Here is an 18,365-nt window from a genome sequence, read left to right as displayed (position 1 = left end):
AAAACGGTTAGGCAGCTGCGTCGTTAAACCGATAAGTTTCCCATGAGAAACTTAGTATTATCCTTAAGCGCATCCGTTTTTTTAGCTGCTTGTGGGCAACAACTTCCTGTTGCTATTGATGATATGGCATCTCAGACCGTTTCAGACATTGCTTGTAAAAATCAAAAGCTGGAAGAAAAACTCTACGACGGTTTAAAAAGTTATTTAATTGAGCAAAAAACGATTCCCACGGCGGAAGAGTTGAAATCTGCGATGAAAATCCACGTGCAAAAGCTGGCTCAGGAAAACCCTAGCATGACTTCGGCACAGGCCGAGCGAGTCCAAAAAGATCTGGATGGCCTGGTGGATTCACTTTTGGCGGAAGCGCCGCAAGGTGAGCGTGTGGAAAACTCTGACCAATTGCTAATTTTACTTTCAGCCATTGATGTGGGTGATCGCTCCACAACCTTCCGTTCATACATGCAGGATCGTATTCGTGCCAATTTCACTCAGCTTTCAACTACCGTAAAGTCCATGGAATTGGAATGTCCTGAAGATTCAGGTTCCAACTCCACAGCTGGCACTGAAACGGAAGCAGAAGAACCTTCCACACCAGAAGTGGTGGTTAATTCCGACTTTGAATACCATAAAAAACAAGCGGTGGCGGCAGGTGTGCCATTGGCTGTATTCGGTGAGCGTTGGGCTTTGGCGACCGCTTATCAGTCCTGCAACAGTGTTAAGATTCCCGCGTTGGATGACAGTGTCAGCGATATTCAAGGGATTTCCATTACAGGAAAACATTCTGACGGCGTCGGCAATAAACGTATGATCGCGAGTCTTGCAAAAGTTCAAGCCACTCATCCGTATATTAAAGAGGAATCCAATTATCCATCCAGCTGCTTTAATGTGCGCCAGAATCCGCTAATCTATGATTACGGTGGCAAACCCTACGCGACGACGGCATCAACCTCACCGATCAATTTCTTTAAAAACAGCGGCAGTGGTACCAGCGTTTTGGGTATCGACTGTTCAGCTTATGTTTATTCCTCCATGGCGACGGTGGGTTTACGTGTGAAGGAAGGTCGGGCGCTGAAGGGGTCTGACTCCTGGGCCTGGGGTTCCACGGCTTTTGTGGAGCCTACTAAGAATGGTCTGACGTGCCTGAATAAAATCTCCGTCACGCCGGATATGAGTTTGAAGGCTGGGGATATCGTGGCTGTTCCAGGACACGTGTTGCTGGTGGATAAAGTGGGTGCTGATCCATTTGGTATTGCCAATGCCAGAACCACAAGTGATTGCAGTAAAATCACTTCTGAAAGTTTCGATTTTTCAGTGGCGCAAAGTTCACCAAGTAAAGAAGGTGTCGGCATCAATCACTCAGTTGCCAAAGACTATCTTCCAACCAGCGAAAAGATGAAGGCGGGACTTGAAAAATACGCTTATTATGCGTGCCTGGCTAAAATCAACTCCAAGTCCTACACACCAAATCTGGGAACATTGTCGGTGGTTCGTCATAAGGGCACGACTGCGTGCATGGATAAGCGGGTTTCTCTGTCTCAGGAAAGCTGCATCCAATCCTGTTCCTCTAGTGTATTTACCCAATAATTCCTTGAAAAAAGGACATGGCTATTTGGGGGCTCCAACGCATGGGCCCCTTTTTAATTATAAAAGAGAAATATCCGAAGCAATTCTTTGTTTTAGGTCCTGGCTGAGCTATAACGGCCCCCATGAAAACACTGTCTATCTTGGTATCTTTGATTATCGTGGGTTCGGGAAGTTTGGCATTTTCTAAATCGGCTTCTTATTGCAACGATATCACTCGTCTGGATCAGTTGCCTCGTTTGAATTCTGAACAATTTAAGAACTTTTTTATCGATGGCACGAAGGTCGACCGCATCGTTATCTCCAAGGATCGCAAGAAGCTTTATGCTTTACGATTTGATGTGGTTTTGAAGTCCTACGATGTGGCTTTTGGTGGCGCACCATTCGGTCACAAACAGTTTGAGGGCGACAACAAGACTCCAGAGGGAACTTACCTTATTGATTCCAAAAACCCTGAGAGCCTTTACTACCGTGGTTTGCATATTAACTATCCCAACAAGGCCGATCGCGCTTATGCGAAATCCAAAGGGAAGTCGGCTGGCGGGGATATTATGATTCACGGTTTCCCTAATGACCCGACTAAAAACGCTTTGGTCACCGCAGTTCATCCGTTCTACAATTGGACCCAGGGCTGCATCGCCGTGACGAATCTCGAAATTGAACAGTTGTATATGATGACGGGTAAGGGGACGACGGTGGAGATCTGTAAAATGAGCGCCCCTCCACAAAACCCAACCCCTCCACCAGAGACTCCACAGCCACCGGATGAAGTGGAACAGTAAAAGAACCGAAGAAGCTCCCTCTTAAGGGGGCTTTTTTTATGTCAAAAATAGTCTAGTCCTTGAAGGAATCCTTCGAGAATTTGAGGAAATCCCATAACATAATACAAAGCGTGTTTAGCATAAAATCGAGGACTTTGGTCGGTAAGCCTAGGTTCTTGTTAAGTATTTACCGTGATGTACCGAAAAGAACCACAACTATGAGGTCGTTATGAGATTGAAATTGAAGCCGATGTCAGCCATCAAAACATTTGCAGCGAGCTTGTCTGTATTTACATTTTGTATAGCTCCCGTCGCACAAGGTGCAGCAGCGGCCAATCAAAAGCAATTGGTTAACCAGTTTTTGAAAGAGACGAAAATCTCCACTCAAAAACAAACTGTCGGTCAATTCTGGCAACGTGTTCGTCACGTATTCCCGAAACAATCGCAAAGCCAATTGGATCAATGGGTTCGCCTTAATGGTAACGAACCAATGCCAAAGGTTGATGCGACCAGCTTCAAAGGTCCTGATGGTCAGGAACAGATTCGTCTGAACTTGTTGATGAATGATGGCAAGACCATGACTTTGACTTTCACAGGTGATGAAGATCGCTTTGTTAAAATCAATTCTGTGTACCTGTCTGAAAAAGACGTTCGCAAATATAAGAACTTGGATCATCTGGTAGCTAAGCTTTCAAAAGATCCAATGATCAAAAAGTCATTGCAGGTTCCAGTTGAAAAGTCTGTGAAGACTTCAAAATTCACAACACAAAAAAGATTCTTGAAGGGCCGCGAGATCGCGAAACTTCCAACTCTGCGTGCGCAAGTGGACTACATGCTTCGTATGAGAGCGGCTTCCGAGGCTGCAGACAAAGTTTTCACATCCGGTGGTAAAAAAGGCGCGATGAATGAGATCCTGAATTTTGAGGATCCAACGCAGTATGTATGGGGCTTGATGATCCCGGAGGCAAACGCAGCGACGGGCCCATGTGTGGCTTCAGGCTGGATTGCATCTTATCACCAAAACTCATGTGCTCGTGCCAGCTTGGGACGTGATACGTTGATCGCGGAGGCAGGTAAGCTTCCATTTAATGACACGATCAAAGCTAAAGTTGAGAGCTGTGCAAACTCTGGTGGCTTGCCATGTAATCCGATGATCTTCGGTTTCGAAGACAACAATGGTACTCCTCATTGTATTACGAAATCAGTTAAAACGGCTACTCGTCAATGTAACGAGAGAGCTCCGTTGTCGACTGCTGGTAAAGAAAAAATCATCCAATCTATCGTCGCGGCTAAAGGCAAAGACGGCTCTCTTTGTAAGCTGAATGGCGAATCCACGGTTTCACAATCGTGCTTGGATGCTCTTGATAATTACACTGATGGCTTAAGACAGCATTACTCGAATGCAGCTGACTTCTGTACAAGTGGTTCAGTGAAAACGCCTGAAGACAAAGCTTCATGGGTGACTCGTTCAGACATTAAGGGAGACCAGGCGCAAGCTTGTGACGCTCTAAGAGATCGTTACTTCGGTTTGGCAGCATTGGTTGATCAAGGTCCTCCAATCACAATCGCTCCTCCGCCTATCAAAGAAGACAACTGTGCGAAGCAGGTTGCTGGCACTAAAATGAATGCTGGTGGCGAGTGTGTTTGTGAATCCACGAATGCTCCTCCAACTGATTCAGGCGACAGTGATCACCCTAAAGTGTGTGCGGCTGCGGTCGGAGCTGCTGGTGCAGGTGAAAAAGTAGCGAAAGAAGAAGAATGCTCTGAGTGGAGCTGGTGTAAGAAGAAAGGCCTTTATATCGGTCTGGGTGTTGGTTTAACACTTCTTCTTGCGGGTCTTCTGTTGTTGAAAAAAGATAAGAAGAAAAAACACAAAGATCCAGTCTACGAAACTCCGGTAGAGACTCCAGTACCGACGCCTTCTCCGACGGCAACTGCGACGACTCCGGGCACTGTGATTGAAGTTCCAGAGCCGAATCCGGTGGATCCAACGTGTGATTCTCCGAATACTCTGGTCAACGGAGTCTGTACTCCGCCAACGATCGTACTTCCGGAGCCTCCTCCTTCTGAAGGTGGAACGACCGAAGGAACTGTGATCAACGGCGGCGTTCGCTAGAAGTCACATGACTTTTAATCACGAAATCGACAAACAAGAAAATCCACAGCGGGCTCCTCGGAAACGAGAAGCCCCTGTGCCTTTAAGGGGTCCGTCGAAAGACGTTTTTAAGTCCTCCAAGGATTTGGGTTTTGTCGGCACGGGATTTCAAGGTGGGCCCTCACGCAAGCGCAAAGGGTATCGCCTGGCTTTGTGGTCACTGCTGGCTTCATTTGTGGATTTCCTGGTTTTAATTGCTATCAGCTGCGCTTTCCTGATTGTGTTTTCATTGTTGATGAAAACCTCTGCGGGATCGGTGTTAAAGCTGCTCTTTCATTCTGATTCTCAATTTTTACTTATCGCTGAAATCTTCGCCTTAAGTAGCGGACTTTATCTGATCTCCATGCGGGCCTTCATGGGTTCCAGCATTGGGGAATGGGCTTGTAATATCCGATTGGGTCAGCCCCATGAACGCTTGGAATCCCGCTACATTCTGCGGGTCTTTGTGCGCACGTCTTTAATTGTGCTTACGGGTGTTGTAGTCTTGCCGGCCTTGTCATTGATTCTGGGTGGCGATCTGCCGGGTAAGCTTTGCGGGCTTCGCCTATTTTCTTTGAAGTAAACCTAAGACCTCGTAGTGGTTGGTCTGTGGGAATTGATCCAGGATCGCTATTTCCGTTAATTCATATCCATAAGACTGCAGGCGTTGCATGTCCTTCGCCATCGACTCTGGAAAGCATGACATGTAGATAAAAAACGGCGGCCTTTGCTGCGGCTGCAATGATTCCAAAGGGTTTAAAAATCCCATCAAGCCCGAACGGGGTGGATTTGCCAAGACTCCATCGAACTGAGAGAAATCCTGCAGGATCTTCTTTTGAAAATCACCACGATAGATTGTTAATTTCGCAGCTTGATCTTTCAAATTGGAAGGTAACATAAGAACTGTTTTCTCAAGCCCCTCCAAAGAAAGTGCATCGATTTCACAAGCCAAAACAGATTTCGCCGTTGCAAGTGCTGGTATCGTCAGATTGCCAATGCCGGAGCCGAATTCAATGATTCTGGCATCGGGATATTGCCCCACCCATGTGGAGATCTTATCAGCAATCAGCGTGTTTGCTTTAAGGCTTGGCTGGGTGAAACTTGCGATGTGGCAGTAAAGAGGCACTGGAGCATCCTGAATCCACGTCGTAAACCAAGTATTTAGCTCGGGATCTTTAAGTTTAAACTCATTGCCGGTCCACACGGGAACTTTGCGACGCTGACCGATTTCAACAAAGGCCTGTTCTAGTAATGATTTAAGAATCGACTGCTCGTCCAAAAGAGCTTTGATGTCGATATTGGCAAAATCCAGCCACGCACCTCGTTTGCCATCAGGGCCGACGCGCAGGCGGATGGATCCCTTGGTAAAGGGCCATTTGATTTTGCGAAACTCTGTGTACCATTTTTGAAGTTCTGGCGAAAGCTGTGCGCACACTTCAATATCCACGATCTCCCGGGAGTTTTTGCCATAAAGACCCAGGCGGCCCTCTTGAAGGCTGAAATCCAGGCGGTCCCGTAAGTAAGCGGCACCGGCCGACAGAAAGTCGATCTGGGAAGGTGTATGGATGCCGTGCTCTTTTAAAAGCTGACTCAGTTCACTGGTTTTTTTCTTTATCTGATCACCATAGGGAATATCCAGCAACTGGCAACCAGAGCAGGTCTTTTCATAGGGGCATGGGATTAGAGTTTGTGGGTCAGTTGAAATCATTTAGAACGGGGACCGGGCTCCATTTTGTATACGCAGCTGGCAGCATCTTTAATAACGCCATCTTCATAGTGTAAGTCGCGCTCAGTATACCCCAAGGTCACGTGCGGGAAAAACAATTCCGCTTTAAATTCACCAGATTTCCCACCTTTACGGATATAAAGCTCCTCAATCGCTTTGCGGATCTTGAAAAGGGCTTCAGACTCCACCACCACGAAATACGTGCTTTCCTCTTTTCCATTCAGATTCATGCGACCTTGCCCCAGACACAGGGGATGGTAAGGGCTTTTTTGCAGCTGCATGCTTTCAGCAAGGGCATGGATATCCTGCATTTTCAGACGGCGACTAAGAACTTTGTCGAATTCAACCGGCGTTACAACCGTGATGTGGGATTCGCCGCGACTTTTTAGGGTTGTTTTTAACAGGCCTTCCAGTTGTTCCAGGATCGGCTTGTAGCCGTCATGGCTTAGGTTGAATGCCAGATAGTTTTTAAATGGCCCATCGCCCGTATGTGGAATGAAAGAGGCTGGGGTGTAGATCTGATCCGTGTAGGTCATCTCAGGAATTTGATTCGTCATCGTCGTACATGAACTTAATAACAACATGCTGGTAATCCAATGAAATGCGCGCACAAAACCTCCTGCAATTTCAAACCTATAGGTTTTTACTGTCAAAAGAACCTTCGAAGTTACTTGAGGTGTGGTCTGGGTCTTAAGAAACCACATGAAGATTTGGTCCTAATTTATGCAGGGGAGTCCAGAAAAATCAGAAGGGGAGTGGTTAGACTCCCCTTCTGATTCTGATTTTTTAAAGTGTCGGGAATTTTAATTTCGAGCATTTGCTCTTTAAAAACTTTGCCAGATTCTTATCGGTGTACTTCACGTAAGGATCCATATCTTCAGTATAACTAAAGATATCGCCAATATTGATTGAGCAGGTTCTGCCAGTTTCATCAGTGAAGGTGCCCTTTGCTTTTGGGTTGCTGGTAGGTGCTGCACCCATTTTAAAACCGGCATCGAAGACCAGACCTTTGTATTTTTTGATTTCAACGCCACCGCCATTGGTTTTTGAAATTTCGGCTGCGACTTGAGTGACGGCCTTATTTGATCCCTTCAATTCAGCTGTTTCATAGTCGAAGTAATATTCATCACCCGTTGTGGAGGTCACCACAAGCTGACGTTGCTCCTCATTCCATGTGAATGTCGGGTACTTGGAACGACGTGGGAAGAAATAAAACTCACGAGCCCCTGTCGTTTCAGAAATGGGACCGGATCCGAAGGAATTGAAAACCATTAGGTTGCCATCGGCTGCAAAAAGGTAATTACGATAAAACATTGTGTTTAGTTTGTAGTTGCCAACAGAAAGGAAACAATTGCCTTTATCTGTAGGACGAACCTGGACTTGGATGGATCCACCGCGCTCAACCAGATCCGGGCAGGTTTGACTATCCTGAATATGGTTGGAAGCAAAAACCGGGGTCGCAAATAGGAGCGAAAGCAAAAGTTGCATAAAAACCTCACTGAGTTCCTTAAGCAAACATCAGCGCAAAGAAGCTGTCAGTAACGGAAACGCAGCGGCAAAACATTTCTTCAACAAAACTTTAACCAATTCTGGACTCGATGTTCATTAACCTTTCGTGGTTTTATAGGAGTCTCCCATCGAGAGGGTTTGCCGATGTCTTCATTTTCCGACGAATTTAAAAAGTATCAAAAACAGGAACGCCGCCTGACTGGAGCTATCGTTTTGGTCTCGGTTCTGGCTCCGGTTTCTTTTACTTTATTGCTGGAAAGAAAATTTCATTGGGCCGTATGTGGATCAACAGCATTTGCGTTTTTAGCTTCAGCGGTGGCGTTACATATCTATCGCTCGCATGTTTCGCAAAAGCTGCTGAAGAAGTACGAGACTCTGGATGTGGGGTCTGTCCTTGCGAAAAAGATTTCACCAAAGAACCCAAGTCGTTTTGTGATCACCAACACTGGGTACAATCATTTTTATCTGCGTTGCCTGAATACGGGTGAGCAAACTCTCGTGTCTAAACACAGAGTTCGTGAAGATTTCGACATTGCAAATTGATTTCAAGATTCTCATAGAGGAGCCTATCCGAAATGGAGGCAACCGTGAGAGGACTTGCGCTAATTGTGGCGTTGTTTTCGCTATTTTCCCTAAGGACATCATTTGCGGGTGTCCTGGAAGCCCATTGCTCTTCTAAAGTATTCAGCGGCACCAATGTGAAATTTTGTGTTAACAATGTTGATCGCAGTCGCAATCAGGACATCGTCTATTTCTTTCACGGCATTTCTGCGACAGAAAAATCCTGGTTCAATAAGAATGACACCAGATCCATTGCGCGCAAATGGATGAGCGATGGTTACGAACCCACGGTGGTTACGATATCCTTTGGTCGCGTGTGGATGATGGTTGAAAATCAAAAGCACCAGTATTTATCACTATTTCGCGATCAGATTTTACCCTATTTAGAGGATCAGCTGGGCGGACTTCGCCAAGGCCGGAGAATGTTGATCGGTCAATCCATGGGTGGCTTTAATGCGGTCCAGGCCAGCCTGCGACTTCCGGGTTATTTTGAGCGGGTCGTTTTACTTTGTCCTGCCGTCACAGTTGTAGGCCCTTATTCCGCCCCTCAGGAAATCCGTGATTATATCAAGCGCACCCGGGCGGAAACTCTGCTGGTGGATTCTTTGATTGGAATTTCCAGACAGTACATCAGCGATGCCAACGACTGGGATGTTCATAGTGCTTTGAAACTTCCGGAGCGATACCCGATGGGAATGTTGAAACCTTCTTATTATGTATCAACGGGTCGGGGAGATAATTTCGGATTTCAAGAAGGATCACAGCTTTTCGTAAACACAGCACAAAAATTGGGATTCCAGGCGCACTCAGCTCCGGTCCATGGCTTTCACTGCAGTTTTGACCGCCACGGGGTTTCTGATTTCATTAGAGGAGTTTCACCATGAATGATTTTGAGCCTTACAAAGGTTTCAAGGATGAAAATCGCATCAAGGGCGATGACGTCAATGCGGATGAATATCGCGAGGAGATTCGCGTTTTAATTGAAAAAATGGTGCGTTTTCTGGTGGATCAGCCAGACACCGTCACCGTCACAACCTATGTAGGTCCAAAGACCACGGTGTACCGGGTGAATTGCGCCAAGGACAACCTGGGACAGGTTATTGGAGCCCAAGGTAAAACGATCATGGGCCTTCGTGCCGTGGTGCATGCGATGACAGCTCGAAACGGAATTCGCTCGATTGTGGAGATTCCGGTATAGGCGGGATTGATGACGAAAAACTCGTTGTTTATTTTGGTGGTCCTGATTGTTGTCGGATTTGGTATTTGGTTTACCAAGTTCGGCAAGGAACTAAAGAAAACACAGGCGCTCGTAACTGAATCCAAGGATGATACCGAAAAACTAATCAAGAGGCGGACAGCGGCAGTCGCAGATCCGTCTCTAGCCAATGCACCGGAAAATGCACTTAAAAAGACTCAGCTGCAACAAGAGATGCAGGCCCTTTCTGAGCAGCTCCTGCAGGAGAATCAAAAGCTCGATACCCAAAAGCAATACCTTGATCAATTGCGACAGCGAAGTAATCCCGATCGCATTGAGCTCAATTATAGAAATCAGGTCAGTCAGGCCTACCAGGAAATTCAATCTTTAAATGAAACCCTTGATAACGACCAGATGACTCAAGGCGGGCTTCAGCAGGAGATCCAACAGGCCCTCAGTGCACAGAGTGTGTCCCTGCGCTATTACTCCGAGCAAATGGATCAAAACATTTTACAACAGGAAGGCCTGGTTAAGAAAACCCAGGAGGATCTGGAATATTGGAAGTCGAATTACAATTACCTGAATCTGCGGGATCAAAAAGTCCAGGAGATCCAGTCGGTACTTGAGCAACAGCTACAGGCTCTGCAGGACATGAAAGTTCAAAAACTTCAATTGGCAGCGCAAGCCCTGGAGCAGTCACAGCAAATGCAGCAACAGGCCCGACAGGCAGCCAGTGATAATTCAGCGGCGCGAGAGGAGATTCAGGAAGAGATTGGCTCCCTGCGCGAGGATATCCAACGTTTGGAGTACTCCTATCGGCAAAATCGTCTTACCCAAATGTCGGCGCAATCTCAGGTGCAACAGGCTGAAAGAAATTTACAAGGCCAGGAAGACGTGATTCGATCTATACGTGAACTGTTGCAGGAAAAACAAAATCAGTTAGAGAAACTTCAGTAAGGTTTGTATGGAAATATTCAAAAATAAAAAAGCCCTGGCGATCCTGATTGTATTAGTCATCCTTATCGTTGTGTTTGTTATTTTCTATCCCAAGAAGACAGACACTGATATTGAGGCTGGAGGTGAGGTCGGGGAGATGAAGCCTCCGGTTATTCCGGAAAACATGCTCAATCGCGTGCAACTATCCACAGGAACGGATCAGGTAAAGCTTTTGGATGCTCCCAAGCCGGAAGACAAAGTGCTGGAGTTGAATGCCGGTAACTTTGAAAGCCTGGTTTCAAGATGTTTTCAGGGCGAAGCTTGTGTATTAGCGGATGACCCTGTGAAAATGTATCAGGACTTTAAGTCGGCCGGAAACACGCGCGCCAACGACAACCTTATTTCCTTTTTAAGATCCAAACTTAGAAATCCGGAACTTAAAGATAAATACAAAGATGTTGTTCTAAATATGATCGCGGACTTCTATCCTCAGGAGGAACAGAAGTTTCAAGAGGCCGCATATTACAATTATCTGGGGGATTTAAATAAATCTCTGGATTTGTATTTGGACCTTGAAGAGAAATCGAAACATAATCCTGGTTTAAAAAAAGCCCCTGCACTGAATATCGCCAATACCTACTATGACTTGCGAAAATACGCTGAAGCGCAACCTTACTATGAGCAAGCCCTGGCGGAATTGACTTCAGGGGCTCCAGTGCCCCAACCAGATCCCACGGCCTTTGTTGAAGAGCGCATCTCCGAGATCAAGGCACGGCTTTATCACTACCAATAACTTCCCTGTAGGCCCGCGAAAAACGGCCCCTGTCGATAGTTTTGAGCCCTGAAAGCCCTTGAGGACCTTCATATTTGATCTCAAGGCGGTCTGGATTTCGCAAGACCTGCCCTGATGGATTTCGCACGTAAACTGTTTAAAAATTCACTTATTGCCGCCTTTGTCCTGACTGTCCTTGCCGTTGTGGATGCGGCGGCATCCCCGCACCTTGCCTGTACGAGTGTATTTGAGCAAAAGACCGCCCCAATCTCATCCCTGTTCCTGAATGAAAAGATCGACCACCAGCTGATCGATTCCGTGATCATTGAGACTATTGAAGGTCAGGGAAACATCACCAGTCGCTACACTGTCAATCAGACCGAAGCCTTGGCTATGGGGGAGCGATGGATGGGGGATGGCTATAAGCAAATTGGCAAAGCCGGCAGCGGCGTTTTTGTCAGTGCCGATGGCAAACGTCGTTTTCGCATTGATAACAATTCCGTGCTTGGCAACCATGCCCCGGGGAAACCCCATGTTCATCTTGAATTGGTAAATCCTATCACGCAGATTGTGATCGCAAACAACCACATTCTTCTTTCTGTAAACTGATTGCAGTCTATATCACTGTTCGCTAAAATCTCCATGCGGGGTGAATCATGGATGAAGCCGACTTTGAAGGTACTGAAGTTTTAGAGCAAATCGCAGCTATCGGTAAACTGGATGATTTCTTTGAGGCACTGGATTCTGATGATTTTGGCCGGGCCGTTTCCTTAATGAAAAAAGCCCGGATTGACTCTGAAACGATCCAGATCGTAGTCAGAAAAATGAAGGAAGCTGGCGGCAAACACTAAATAGAATAGCCGTATTTGCAAGTCACTGGAACATCATAAAGATATTTGTTCTCAGCGCGTGGATCTTTTGTTGATAGAGTTGCACGGAAAGTAGCATCCGCTGTTTTCCCTTTAATTGTTTCAGGGTAAGCGATCAAAGTGATTTTATTGAATTCGTATTTCTTGTCCACAACCTGCAATGTCGCCACTTTACGAGAGATGGAAACAACACTTGAAATGGTCGCCAGTTCGTAGTTTGGATATTGTTCCTGAGGTTTGGAGTAGATGATTTCACCTTCACGCGCAGAGTTGATCCAGTGCAGTTCTTTGCCTTCGACATTGATGGAAACGGCTGCAGAACTATAGTCCCCTGGGATATCCGCAACAAGTTTTGTTTTGCCGGAGTCAGACACGCACTCTAGAAGAGCATTTGCGGCACCAGCGTAAGATACGGAAGAAAAACCAACCAGAGTTGCGGCAGTAGTCAAAATTTTCGTAAACATTGAAGTCTCCTTTATATTTAGGTTCTTTATTAAAATTTCAAACAGACTTGAATCGTATAAAGCAGGTTTTCCACAAGATCCTCTTAAAAGGATGTCATGGTGACCACTGGACACCACTATCAGGTAAAATTCCCCGATTCAGGAGGATTTCAGGTAGATTTTATAGGTTTTCTAATAGTAAACACAGGGAAAGATTCAGTAAATTCAAGACATCTCAAGTAATGGTTATCTGTGGACAACACCCCGGTGGACATTGAAGTCAGGCTTCGCTATATAGTCCACATGATTTCACCATTAGAATACCAGGACTATCAAACTTTCCTTAAAGACTTGTTTGCCAGCAAGGTCGCGCATCGAAACCTTAGCTTGCGCAGCTTTGCGCGTATTGCGGGTATCAGCCATTCTTATCTGTCCCGTGTGATGAACTCACAAAAGACTCTTTCAATCGGTGCGGCAAGCAAGATCAGTCAGATTCTGGATATGTCCCCCGAAGAAGAAGCTCATTTGATGCGTTTGGTGGCCCGGGATCAATTGCATGAAAGCTCCCGCAGTGGTCAGCAATTGCGCGCACGTATTCTAAAGGTTCAGCGCAATACCAAATCCGTCATTTCCCAGGACAGCTTTAAAGCCGTGGCTGAGTGGCATCACTTTGCCATCTTGGCTCTATTAAATACCAAAGACTTTAAAGGGACCGGGAAATGGATCGGGGAGCGATTGGGGATCCCCCATGAAATTGCCAAAGAATCTTTCCATCGCCTGATCAAGCTGGGTTTTATCGTCAAAGAAAACGGCAAGTACGTCGTTATGAATGATGGAGATATCCAGACTCCCCATGATATCCCTTCCCAGGCTGTTCGTGAGAACCATCGCCAGCAAAATTATCTTGCGGGCCTGGCCCTGTCATCGCAGGCAACCGAGGAAATCGAATTTCAGAATGCCTCCATTCCAATATTAAAAGCGGATATTCCGAAAGCGAAAAAACGTCTGCGTCTATTTATGGATCAGTTCATTCGTGATATCGAGAAAAACCCAGGCGAAGAAGTTTATCAGATCAATCTGCAGTTCTTCTCTTTGACCAAGAATGCAAAAAGGGATCTTCTATGAAATTAGTTTTGATTCTAATCGCAACACTTTTCACTTCCGCTGCGTGGTCTGCACCTAGAGTAAATAACGGCGGTGGCGGATGGGCTTGCCGAAATTCCAAAACCGGCGAAGTCCGTTGGATTAAAGCCGCTGATTTGACGAAGGTTGAATTCTACAACCCGGGAAAACTTGTCGAAAAAACGGGTAATGTCTGGGACCTGCTTCAGGAACAGCATGATTACATCCACAGAGTCCTGCCAGCTCTTTCTGCCATTATGAAAAGTAATCCTCTGGATTTGAAGTTTAAAATGCGCGGCGTGGATTACCCACTGAGCTACATTCCAGATGCCGAGCTTCGTTATAAACCACCGGTTTCAAGTTGCCCAGGTGGCTTGGTGTCCTACGTCCAGTTGGCCGATGCGACAGACGGGGATGTGACGTATTCAAATAGAGTCTGGAATCTGCCGGTATTTTCATCCTATCAAAAAGCGGCAATTATGCTGCACGAGCAGATGTATTTTGCACTTCGTAAAACCTTTGGTGATGGCAGCTCCTATAGAACCCGCCAAATCATTGGTTTGATGTATTCAGGTCTGTCTGACTTTGAATTGAATCGCCAAGTTGATGAGGTGTTGAACAACACAGCTCGAAAGCAACAAGGAATCTTTGGTTTTAACAATGGACCGGCATTGTTCAACGTTCAGGTGACTTGCACCCTGAGCATTAACGATGAATACACTTATAGCTGGACTCCGGATTTGGAAGTTCCTGAGTTCTACATGGTGATTCACGGATTTAAGTTCTTTGTGGATATTAACACCATTGATGGCAGTCCGGTGCGTTTGCAGATTAAAGATATGCAGAGCAAATTCAGCGCGATTTCAGAGATCCCGGAAACTGTTCCGATGTTCAACTCGATGAAACGCGTTCAACTTTTATTAAAAGGTGAGTCCACAAAAGCCCGTCTTGGTTGCGAATCAAAAAGCCAATTGGATTTGGATCCTTTATAAAAAGTTGCTAAGAACGCAAATCTAACCAATACTTCCTAAATGCAGTATGTATGGTTGGTTTGCCTCATAGTTCTGTTTCAGTTGCCTGTTCAGGGCAAAGATAATTTCAAAATATCAGGACATCCCGAATTTCCGCCATTGATGTTTAAAAAAGGCGACACGATTGCTGGTGTGTTTCCGGATATCATCATGGAAACATTCAAAAGTTTAAATATTACAGCCACCTTGGAGTATGTCGGTCCATGGGCACGAGTTCAGAAAAGCGCTGAAAAAGGCGATATTGATGCGATTGCCGGCATCTATAAAAACGAAGTTCGTGCGAAATATCTGGATTTCATCATGTTGCCTTTGATTGAAAACAAAGCCGTTGTCTACGTTAAAAAAGGCAATGCTTTTAAATTTGAATCATGGAGCTCATTAAAAGGCAGATCCCTGGGAATTCTGATTGGTGATAGATATCAGGAAAGCTTTGAACAGTTTTTAAACTCCAATAAAAAAGATATCAAAATCGAACGGGTGAAAGCGATCAATCAATTGTTTCTGATGCTGGCAAAAGGCCGCATTGATACGGTTATTTATAGTAATTTTGTTGGCGACATTGTTATCAAAGAATCAGGACTATCAGACGAAATTGAAATGCTTCAACCAGAAGTTTATTCATCTGATTTTTACTTTGCGATCTCTAGGAAAAGTCCACTTGTGAAAGACAAAGCACGCATTGAACAGCAGCTTAAACTAACGATTTCAAAATTAACCTTGGGGGATTTGCTAAGGAAGAATTCGGAAGAATACCTGAAACTTCATGGCGGTAAGGTCTTATAAAGATTTCTGATAAGTTATATTATGTAACATAGAGTTATAGTGTGTATTTGAATTGAGGCTGATTTAGTCGTTTAAAAGCTATATATTTGATCTGGCATATCTTTGATTTAATAGCCCGCTTCATTGATTCTTTCAGATTTGTCTTCTGAATCAAGGCTCTGTTAGGCTTTCCCCCAATGTTCTAGACCTGCTTTGTGGGTCCTTTATTGGGAGTTTCTATGGTTAAGGCTGCCTTTTCGCTGATTCTTGCTCTTTTTGCTGGGTTTATCTTAGCTGCCTGCACACCTAAAAATGAAACCCCAAAGAACCCCGAAAATACCCCCCTAAATGAGGCTCAAAAACCTGATAATTCATGGCAATCCGGCTATCCGGCGCACTGGTGGAAACCAGTACCTAAAAAGGATGGAAAAACCTGGGAAATATTGCCTCAAGATGCAGGCTTTATGGAGGTTGTTTTAAGCAAACGAAATGAGCTGGGTATTTTGTCGAATTTCGCTGAAGCTTCGTTTGTATTCCGTGGGGTTTGTTATCCCACGGTGGAAGCTTTCTGGCAGATGATGAAATATCCTGAAGGCCAAGATGATCCGCGCTGGGCTTGGGCTAAAAACTGGAAATATACGCGTGAGCAAGTATCTCAATTCAATGGATATGCCGCAAAATCCGCAGGAAATTATGCAAACTTTCTGATGGATAAAAATGATGCGAATTGGGTGACCTTTGAAGGCAAAGTAATTCCATTTGCTACAAAAGAACCCCAGGAACATTATCAATTGATCTGGGATGTATTGATTGAAAAAATCCGTCAAAACCCAGAGGTTTTAAAAACTCTATTGGCCACCAAGGATCTAAAACTGATCCCAGACCATGGTATATCCGACAAAGCACCTCGTGAATGGCATTATAATTTGCTATGGATGGATGTTCGTAAGCTGATTCAAGAAAACCAGCTAAACCTTGAAACCAATGAAGATCTTTCTTTGAAAACCTGCAAAGGTTTGAATAAGTAATTATGTTTCATAGTTTTGCAGGTGAGTTTGAGAAATACAAAGACACCCGCTTTATCAATTTAAACAACGGAACCCTGGGGCTTTGTCCTTCCAGCGTTATTGATCACCAAAAGGCCGAATTAGAACGTTTTGAAATGAACACATCACTTAGCCTTGGTGATTCATGGGCGCGTTTATGGGCTATTCAGGAGCATTTGGGAGCGTTCTTAAATGCGGATGCTTCAGATATTTTTCTAAGACCCAATGTCACCCTCGCTTTAAATGAAATTATCATGGGGCTTAGACTCCCCGTCGGATCTGAAATTCTGACGACGACCTTTGAGTACGGTGCCGTCGTGAATATCTTGAAGTATAAGGCTCAGCAAGACGACCTTTCGCTGCGTTTTATCCAGCCAGATGAATTATATCAGGATATCTCAGTTAGAGAGGCTGTAAGGGTTCTTACAAAAGAGTTTACTGATAAAACCAAAGTCTTTGCCATCAGCCATATATTCACAGGCAATGGCATTGAAATTCCACTTAAAGAGCTGGCGATAGAATGCCGTAAAAAAGGTGTTTTATTGGTGGTTGATGGAGCTCACGCACCAGGTATTTTGAATTTGGATTTTAAATCCGATCTTCAGGATGTCGATTACTATGCTGGTAATCTACATAAATGGTTTATGGGCCCCAAAGGGACTGCCTTCGGCTGGGTGAACCCAATTCATCAGGATAAAACTTATCCCTTATATGGTTCCTGGACGACGGATTCCAATACACCTCCAGTCATGCAAAAGTTTGCACAAAATCCCTTTGCTGAGCGCATGCTTTGGTCTCATTCACAGAGTTTTTCGTCTTACTATGGATTGGAAGCTTGTTTCAATTTTTGGAAAAAGCATGGGAAAGAAAGTCTATTCTCCCAGATTTCAATGCGTATGAAATATCTTGAGGAAGGTCTTTCTAACAAAGGATTCAAACCTCTAAAATCAACCAATTCTGAAGTACCAGCCCGACTGCTTTGTTATAAGATTTCTGATTTTAAAGGCCTGGAGTTTGATGGGCTTATGGTGAAAGGATCGAATCCTTCAGTGCAAGTCGGCCTGCCCAAAGTCCCTGGCTTACCGGTTATGAGACTGACGCCGCATATTCACAACAGCCAGACAGAACTGGATTCAGGCATTCAAACCCTGGCAAAATCTTTTTAAGATCATTCGATATAAGTTCCGCCGTATTTATCAAAGAAGGACTTCATTTTTCCAGATGCTTTAAGCTCGACAACGGCTTTATCCAGATCTTTCTTTTTAACGCTGCTTTGGCGACCGATAGAACAGAGAATTGGATATTCCTGCAAAGAGAAAGCTTCGCGATTTTTACTGATATTCGGATGTAACATACGGAAGTAATCCAGAAAAATCTGATCCGTGACCAGGTATTGGATGCGACCATTTAAAAGTTTTTTTAAATTCGCCTCTTCACTGACATTATCTTCACGTTTCATTTTTCCGGATTCAAAATACGGATCCAGCAAAGGATACACATACTGAAGAATTGTACCGATGGTCTGTCCTTCAAAGCCGTTCAGCTTTTTGGGAAGTGGTGCTGGCCCGACAATAATCTCCCGCTTAACAAACAAGGTTTTCGAGAATTCAAGAAAGTCTCTATTGGCATCCCAGATCTTGCTGGTGTAGCAAAGTAGATCCACTTTCCCGCTTAAAAGATAACCATCCAGACGATACCTGGTGACAACACTATAACTCGCCTTTCGGCCCAGTTTTTCCGCGATCGCATTGGTATAATCGACAATCAAACCTTCCATTTTGCCATTTTTTTCCATCAATAAAGGCGGCGCTAGTCCGGCTGGAATTGCCACGCGCAAGTCACTCAGGCTTGCGCCGAACGCAGCTTGATTTACAGAGAAAAGAAAAAAATAGACCCAAAAAGAGAGTTTCATTCTTG

Annotated in this window: 21 protein-coding genes; 16 read left to right on the top strand and 5 right to left on the bottom strand. The window is 45.0% G+C overall.

Annotated features, from left to right (window positions below; genetic code table 11):
• Positions 1-42: 42 nt before the first annotated feature.
• The 4 genes from AAAA73_RS06855 (at position 43) to AAAA73_RS06840 (ending at position 5,059) form a co-directional block, all read left to right on the top strand.
• Positions 43-1,584 (top strand): hypothetical protein, encoded by a 1,542-nt coding sequence (locus tag AAAA73_RS06855; protein ID WP_340597452.1) that lies wholly within the window; start codon positions 43-45, stop codon positions 1,582-1,584.
• A gap of 122 nt (positions 1,585-1,706) precedes the next feature.
• On the top strand, positions 1,707-2,363 hold the full coding sequence (locus AAAA73_RS06850) for a L,D-transpeptidase family protein (RefSeq protein ID WP_340597451.1): 657 nt from the start codon (positions 1,707-1,709) through the stop codon (positions 2,361-2,363).
• A gap of 208 nt (positions 2,364-2,571) precedes the next feature.
• Positions 2,572-4,458, top strand: coding sequence for a hypothetical protein (locus AAAA73_RS06845; RefSeq protein WP_340597450.1), 1,887 nt, complete (start codon positions 2,572-2,574; stop codon positions 4,456-4,458).
• Positions 4,459-4,465: 7 nt separating this feature from the next.
• Positions 4,466-5,059: an RDD family protein gene (locus AAAA73_RS06840; RefSeq protein WP_340597449.1), complete on the top strand. Its 594-nt coding sequence runs from the start codon at positions 4,466-4,468 to the stop codon at positions 5,057-5,059.
• Here the strand turns inward: AAAA73_RS06840 and AAAA73_RS06835 are convergent.
• From AAAA73_RS06835 to AAAA73_RS06825, 3 genes are all read right to left on the bottom strand, one after another.
• Positions 5,042-6,184: an RNA methyltransferase gene (locus tag AAAA73_RS06835; protein WP_340597448.1), complete on the bottom strand. Its 1,143-nt coding sequence runs from the start codon at positions 6,182-6,184 to the stop codon at positions 5,042-5,044. The two genes, AAAA73_RS06840 and AAAA73_RS06835, sit on opposite strands and share 18 nt — an antisense overlap.
• Positions 6,181-6,813 carry a hypothetical protein gene (locus AAAA73_RS06830; RefSeq protein WP_340597447.1) on the bottom strand — a complete coding sequence of 211 codons (633 nt, stop codon included), beginning with the start codon at positions 6,811-6,813 and terminating at the stop codon, positions 6,181-6,183. Before AAAA73_RS06830 ends, AAAA73_RS06835 begins: the two co-directional genes overlap by 4 nt.
• A 175-nt stretch (positions 6,814-6,988) precedes the next feature.
• Positions 6,989-7,690 (bottom strand): hypothetical protein, encoded by a 702-nt coding sequence (locus tag AAAA73_RS06825; RefSeq protein ID WP_340597446.1) that lies wholly within the window; start codon positions 7,688-7,690, stop codon positions 6,989-6,991.
• Between the two features lie 165 nt (positions 7,691-7,855).
• Here AAAA73_RS06825 and AAAA73_RS06820 point away from each other — a divergent pair, with 165 nt between their 5' ends.
• From AAAA73_RS06820 to AAAA73_RS06790, 7 genes are all read left to right on the top strand, one after another.
• The gene (locus AAAA73_RS06820; RefSeq protein ID WP_340597445.1) at positions 7,856-8,254 is read left to right on the top strand and encodes a hypothetical protein; all 399 of its coding nucleotides are present in this window, start codon (positions 7,856-7,858) and stop codon (positions 8,252-8,254) included.
• A gap of 44 nt (positions 8,255-8,298) precedes the next feature.
• Entirely contained in the window at positions 8,299-9,156 is an 858-nt protein-coding gene (locus AAAA73_RS06815; RefSeq protein WP_340597444.1) for an alpha/beta hydrolase-fold protein, read from the top strand.
• Positions 9,153-9,470 (top strand): KH domain-containing protein, encoded by a 318-nt coding sequence (locus tag AAAA73_RS06810; RefSeq protein WP_340597442.1) that lies wholly within the window; start codon positions 9,153-9,155, stop codon positions 9,468-9,470. The genes AAAA73_RS06815 and AAAA73_RS06810 overlap by 4 nt, the downstream gene beginning before the upstream one ends.
• A 9-nt stretch (positions 9,471-9,479) precedes the next feature.
• Positions 9,480-10,424: a hypothetical protein gene (locus tag AAAA73_RS06805; RefSeq protein WP_340597441.1), complete on the top strand. Its 945-nt coding sequence runs from the start codon at positions 9,480-9,482 to the stop codon at positions 10,422-10,424.
• 7 nt (positions 10,425-10,431) lie between these two features.
• Positions 10,432-11,196 (top strand): tetratricopeptide repeat protein, encoded by a 765-nt coding sequence (locus tag AAAA73_RS06800; RefSeq protein WP_340597440.1) that lies wholly within the window; start codon positions 10,432-10,434, stop codon positions 11,194-11,196.
• Between the two features lie 114 nt (positions 11,197-11,310).
• A complete protein-coding gene (locus AAAA73_RS06795; protein ID WP_340597439.1) occupies positions 11,311-11,784 on the top strand; it encodes a hypothetical protein in 474 nt (157 codons plus the stop codon).
• 47 nt (positions 11,785-11,831) lie between these two features.
• Positions 11,832-12,026, top strand: a complete 195-nt coding sequence (locus tag AAAA73_RS06790; RefSeq protein ID WP_340597438.1) for a hypothetical protein — start codon at positions 11,832-11,834, stop codon at positions 12,024-12,026.
• Here AAAA73_RS06790 and AAAA73_RS06785 read toward each other — a convergent pair.
• Positions 12,023-12,508, bottom strand: a complete 486-nt coding sequence (locus AAAA73_RS06785) for a hypothetical protein (RefSeq protein WP_340597437.1) — start codon at positions 12,506-12,508, stop codon at positions 12,023-12,025. The genes AAAA73_RS06790 and AAAA73_RS06785 overlap by 4 nt on opposite strands.
• A 282-nt stretch (positions 12,509-12,790) precedes the next feature.
• Between AAAA73_RS06785 and AAAA73_RS06780 the strand changes: the two genes are divergently transcribed.
• The 5 genes from AAAA73_RS06780 (at position 12,791) to AAAA73_RS06760 (ending at position 17,614) form a co-directional block, all read left to right on the top strand.
• Positions 12,791-13,612 (top strand): TIGR02147 family protein, encoded by an 822-nt coding sequence (locus tag AAAA73_RS06780; protein ID WP_340597436.1) that lies wholly within the window; start codon positions 12,791-12,793, stop codon positions 13,610-13,612.
• Positions 13,609-14,601 carry a hypothetical protein gene (locus AAAA73_RS06775; protein ID WP_340597435.1) on the top strand — a complete coding sequence of 331 codons (993 nt, stop codon included), beginning with the start codon at positions 13,609-13,611 and terminating at the stop codon, positions 14,599-14,601. Before AAAA73_RS06780 ends, AAAA73_RS06775 begins: the two co-directional genes overlap by 4 nt.
• A 39-nt stretch (positions 14,602-14,640) precedes the next feature.
• Positions 14,641-15,423 carry a substrate-binding periplasmic protein gene (locus tag AAAA73_RS06770; protein ID WP_340597434.1) on the top strand — a complete coding sequence of 261 codons (783 nt, stop codon included), beginning with the start codon at positions 14,641-14,643 and terminating at the stop codon, positions 15,421-15,423.
• A gap of 218 nt (positions 15,424-15,641) precedes the next feature.
• Complete coding sequence (locus tag AAAA73_RS06765) at positions 15,642-16,430, top strand: NADAR family protein (RefSeq protein ID WP_340597433.1); 789 nt, start codon at positions 15,642-15,644, stop codon at positions 16,428-16,430.
• A gap of 2 nt (positions 16,431-16,432) precedes the next feature.
• Positions 16,433-17,614: an aminotransferase class V-fold PLP-dependent enzyme gene (locus AAAA73_RS06760; protein WP_340597432.1), complete on the top strand. Its 1,182-nt coding sequence runs from the start codon at positions 16,433-16,435 to the stop codon at positions 17,612-17,614.
• A 2-nt stretch (positions 17,615-17,616) separates the two neighbouring features.
• Here the strand turns inward: AAAA73_RS06760 and AAAA73_RS06755 are convergent, their stop codons facing one another.
• Complete coding sequence (locus AAAA73_RS06755) at positions 17,617-18,360, bottom strand: substrate-binding periplasmic protein (RefSeq protein WP_340597431.1); 744 nt, start codon at positions 18,358-18,360, stop codon at positions 17,617-17,619.
• Between the last annotated feature and the right edge of the window lie 5 nt (positions 18,361-18,365).

Origin of the sequence: Bdellovibrio sp. GT3, from assembly GCF_037996765.1 — a bacterium.
Taxonomy (GTDB): Bacteria; Bdellovibrionota; Bdellovibrionia; order Bdellovibrionales; family Bdellovibrionaceae; genus Bdellovibrio.
Note: the sequence above shows the minus strand (reverse complement) of the source record. Positions and strands in the feature narration are given on the sequence as shown.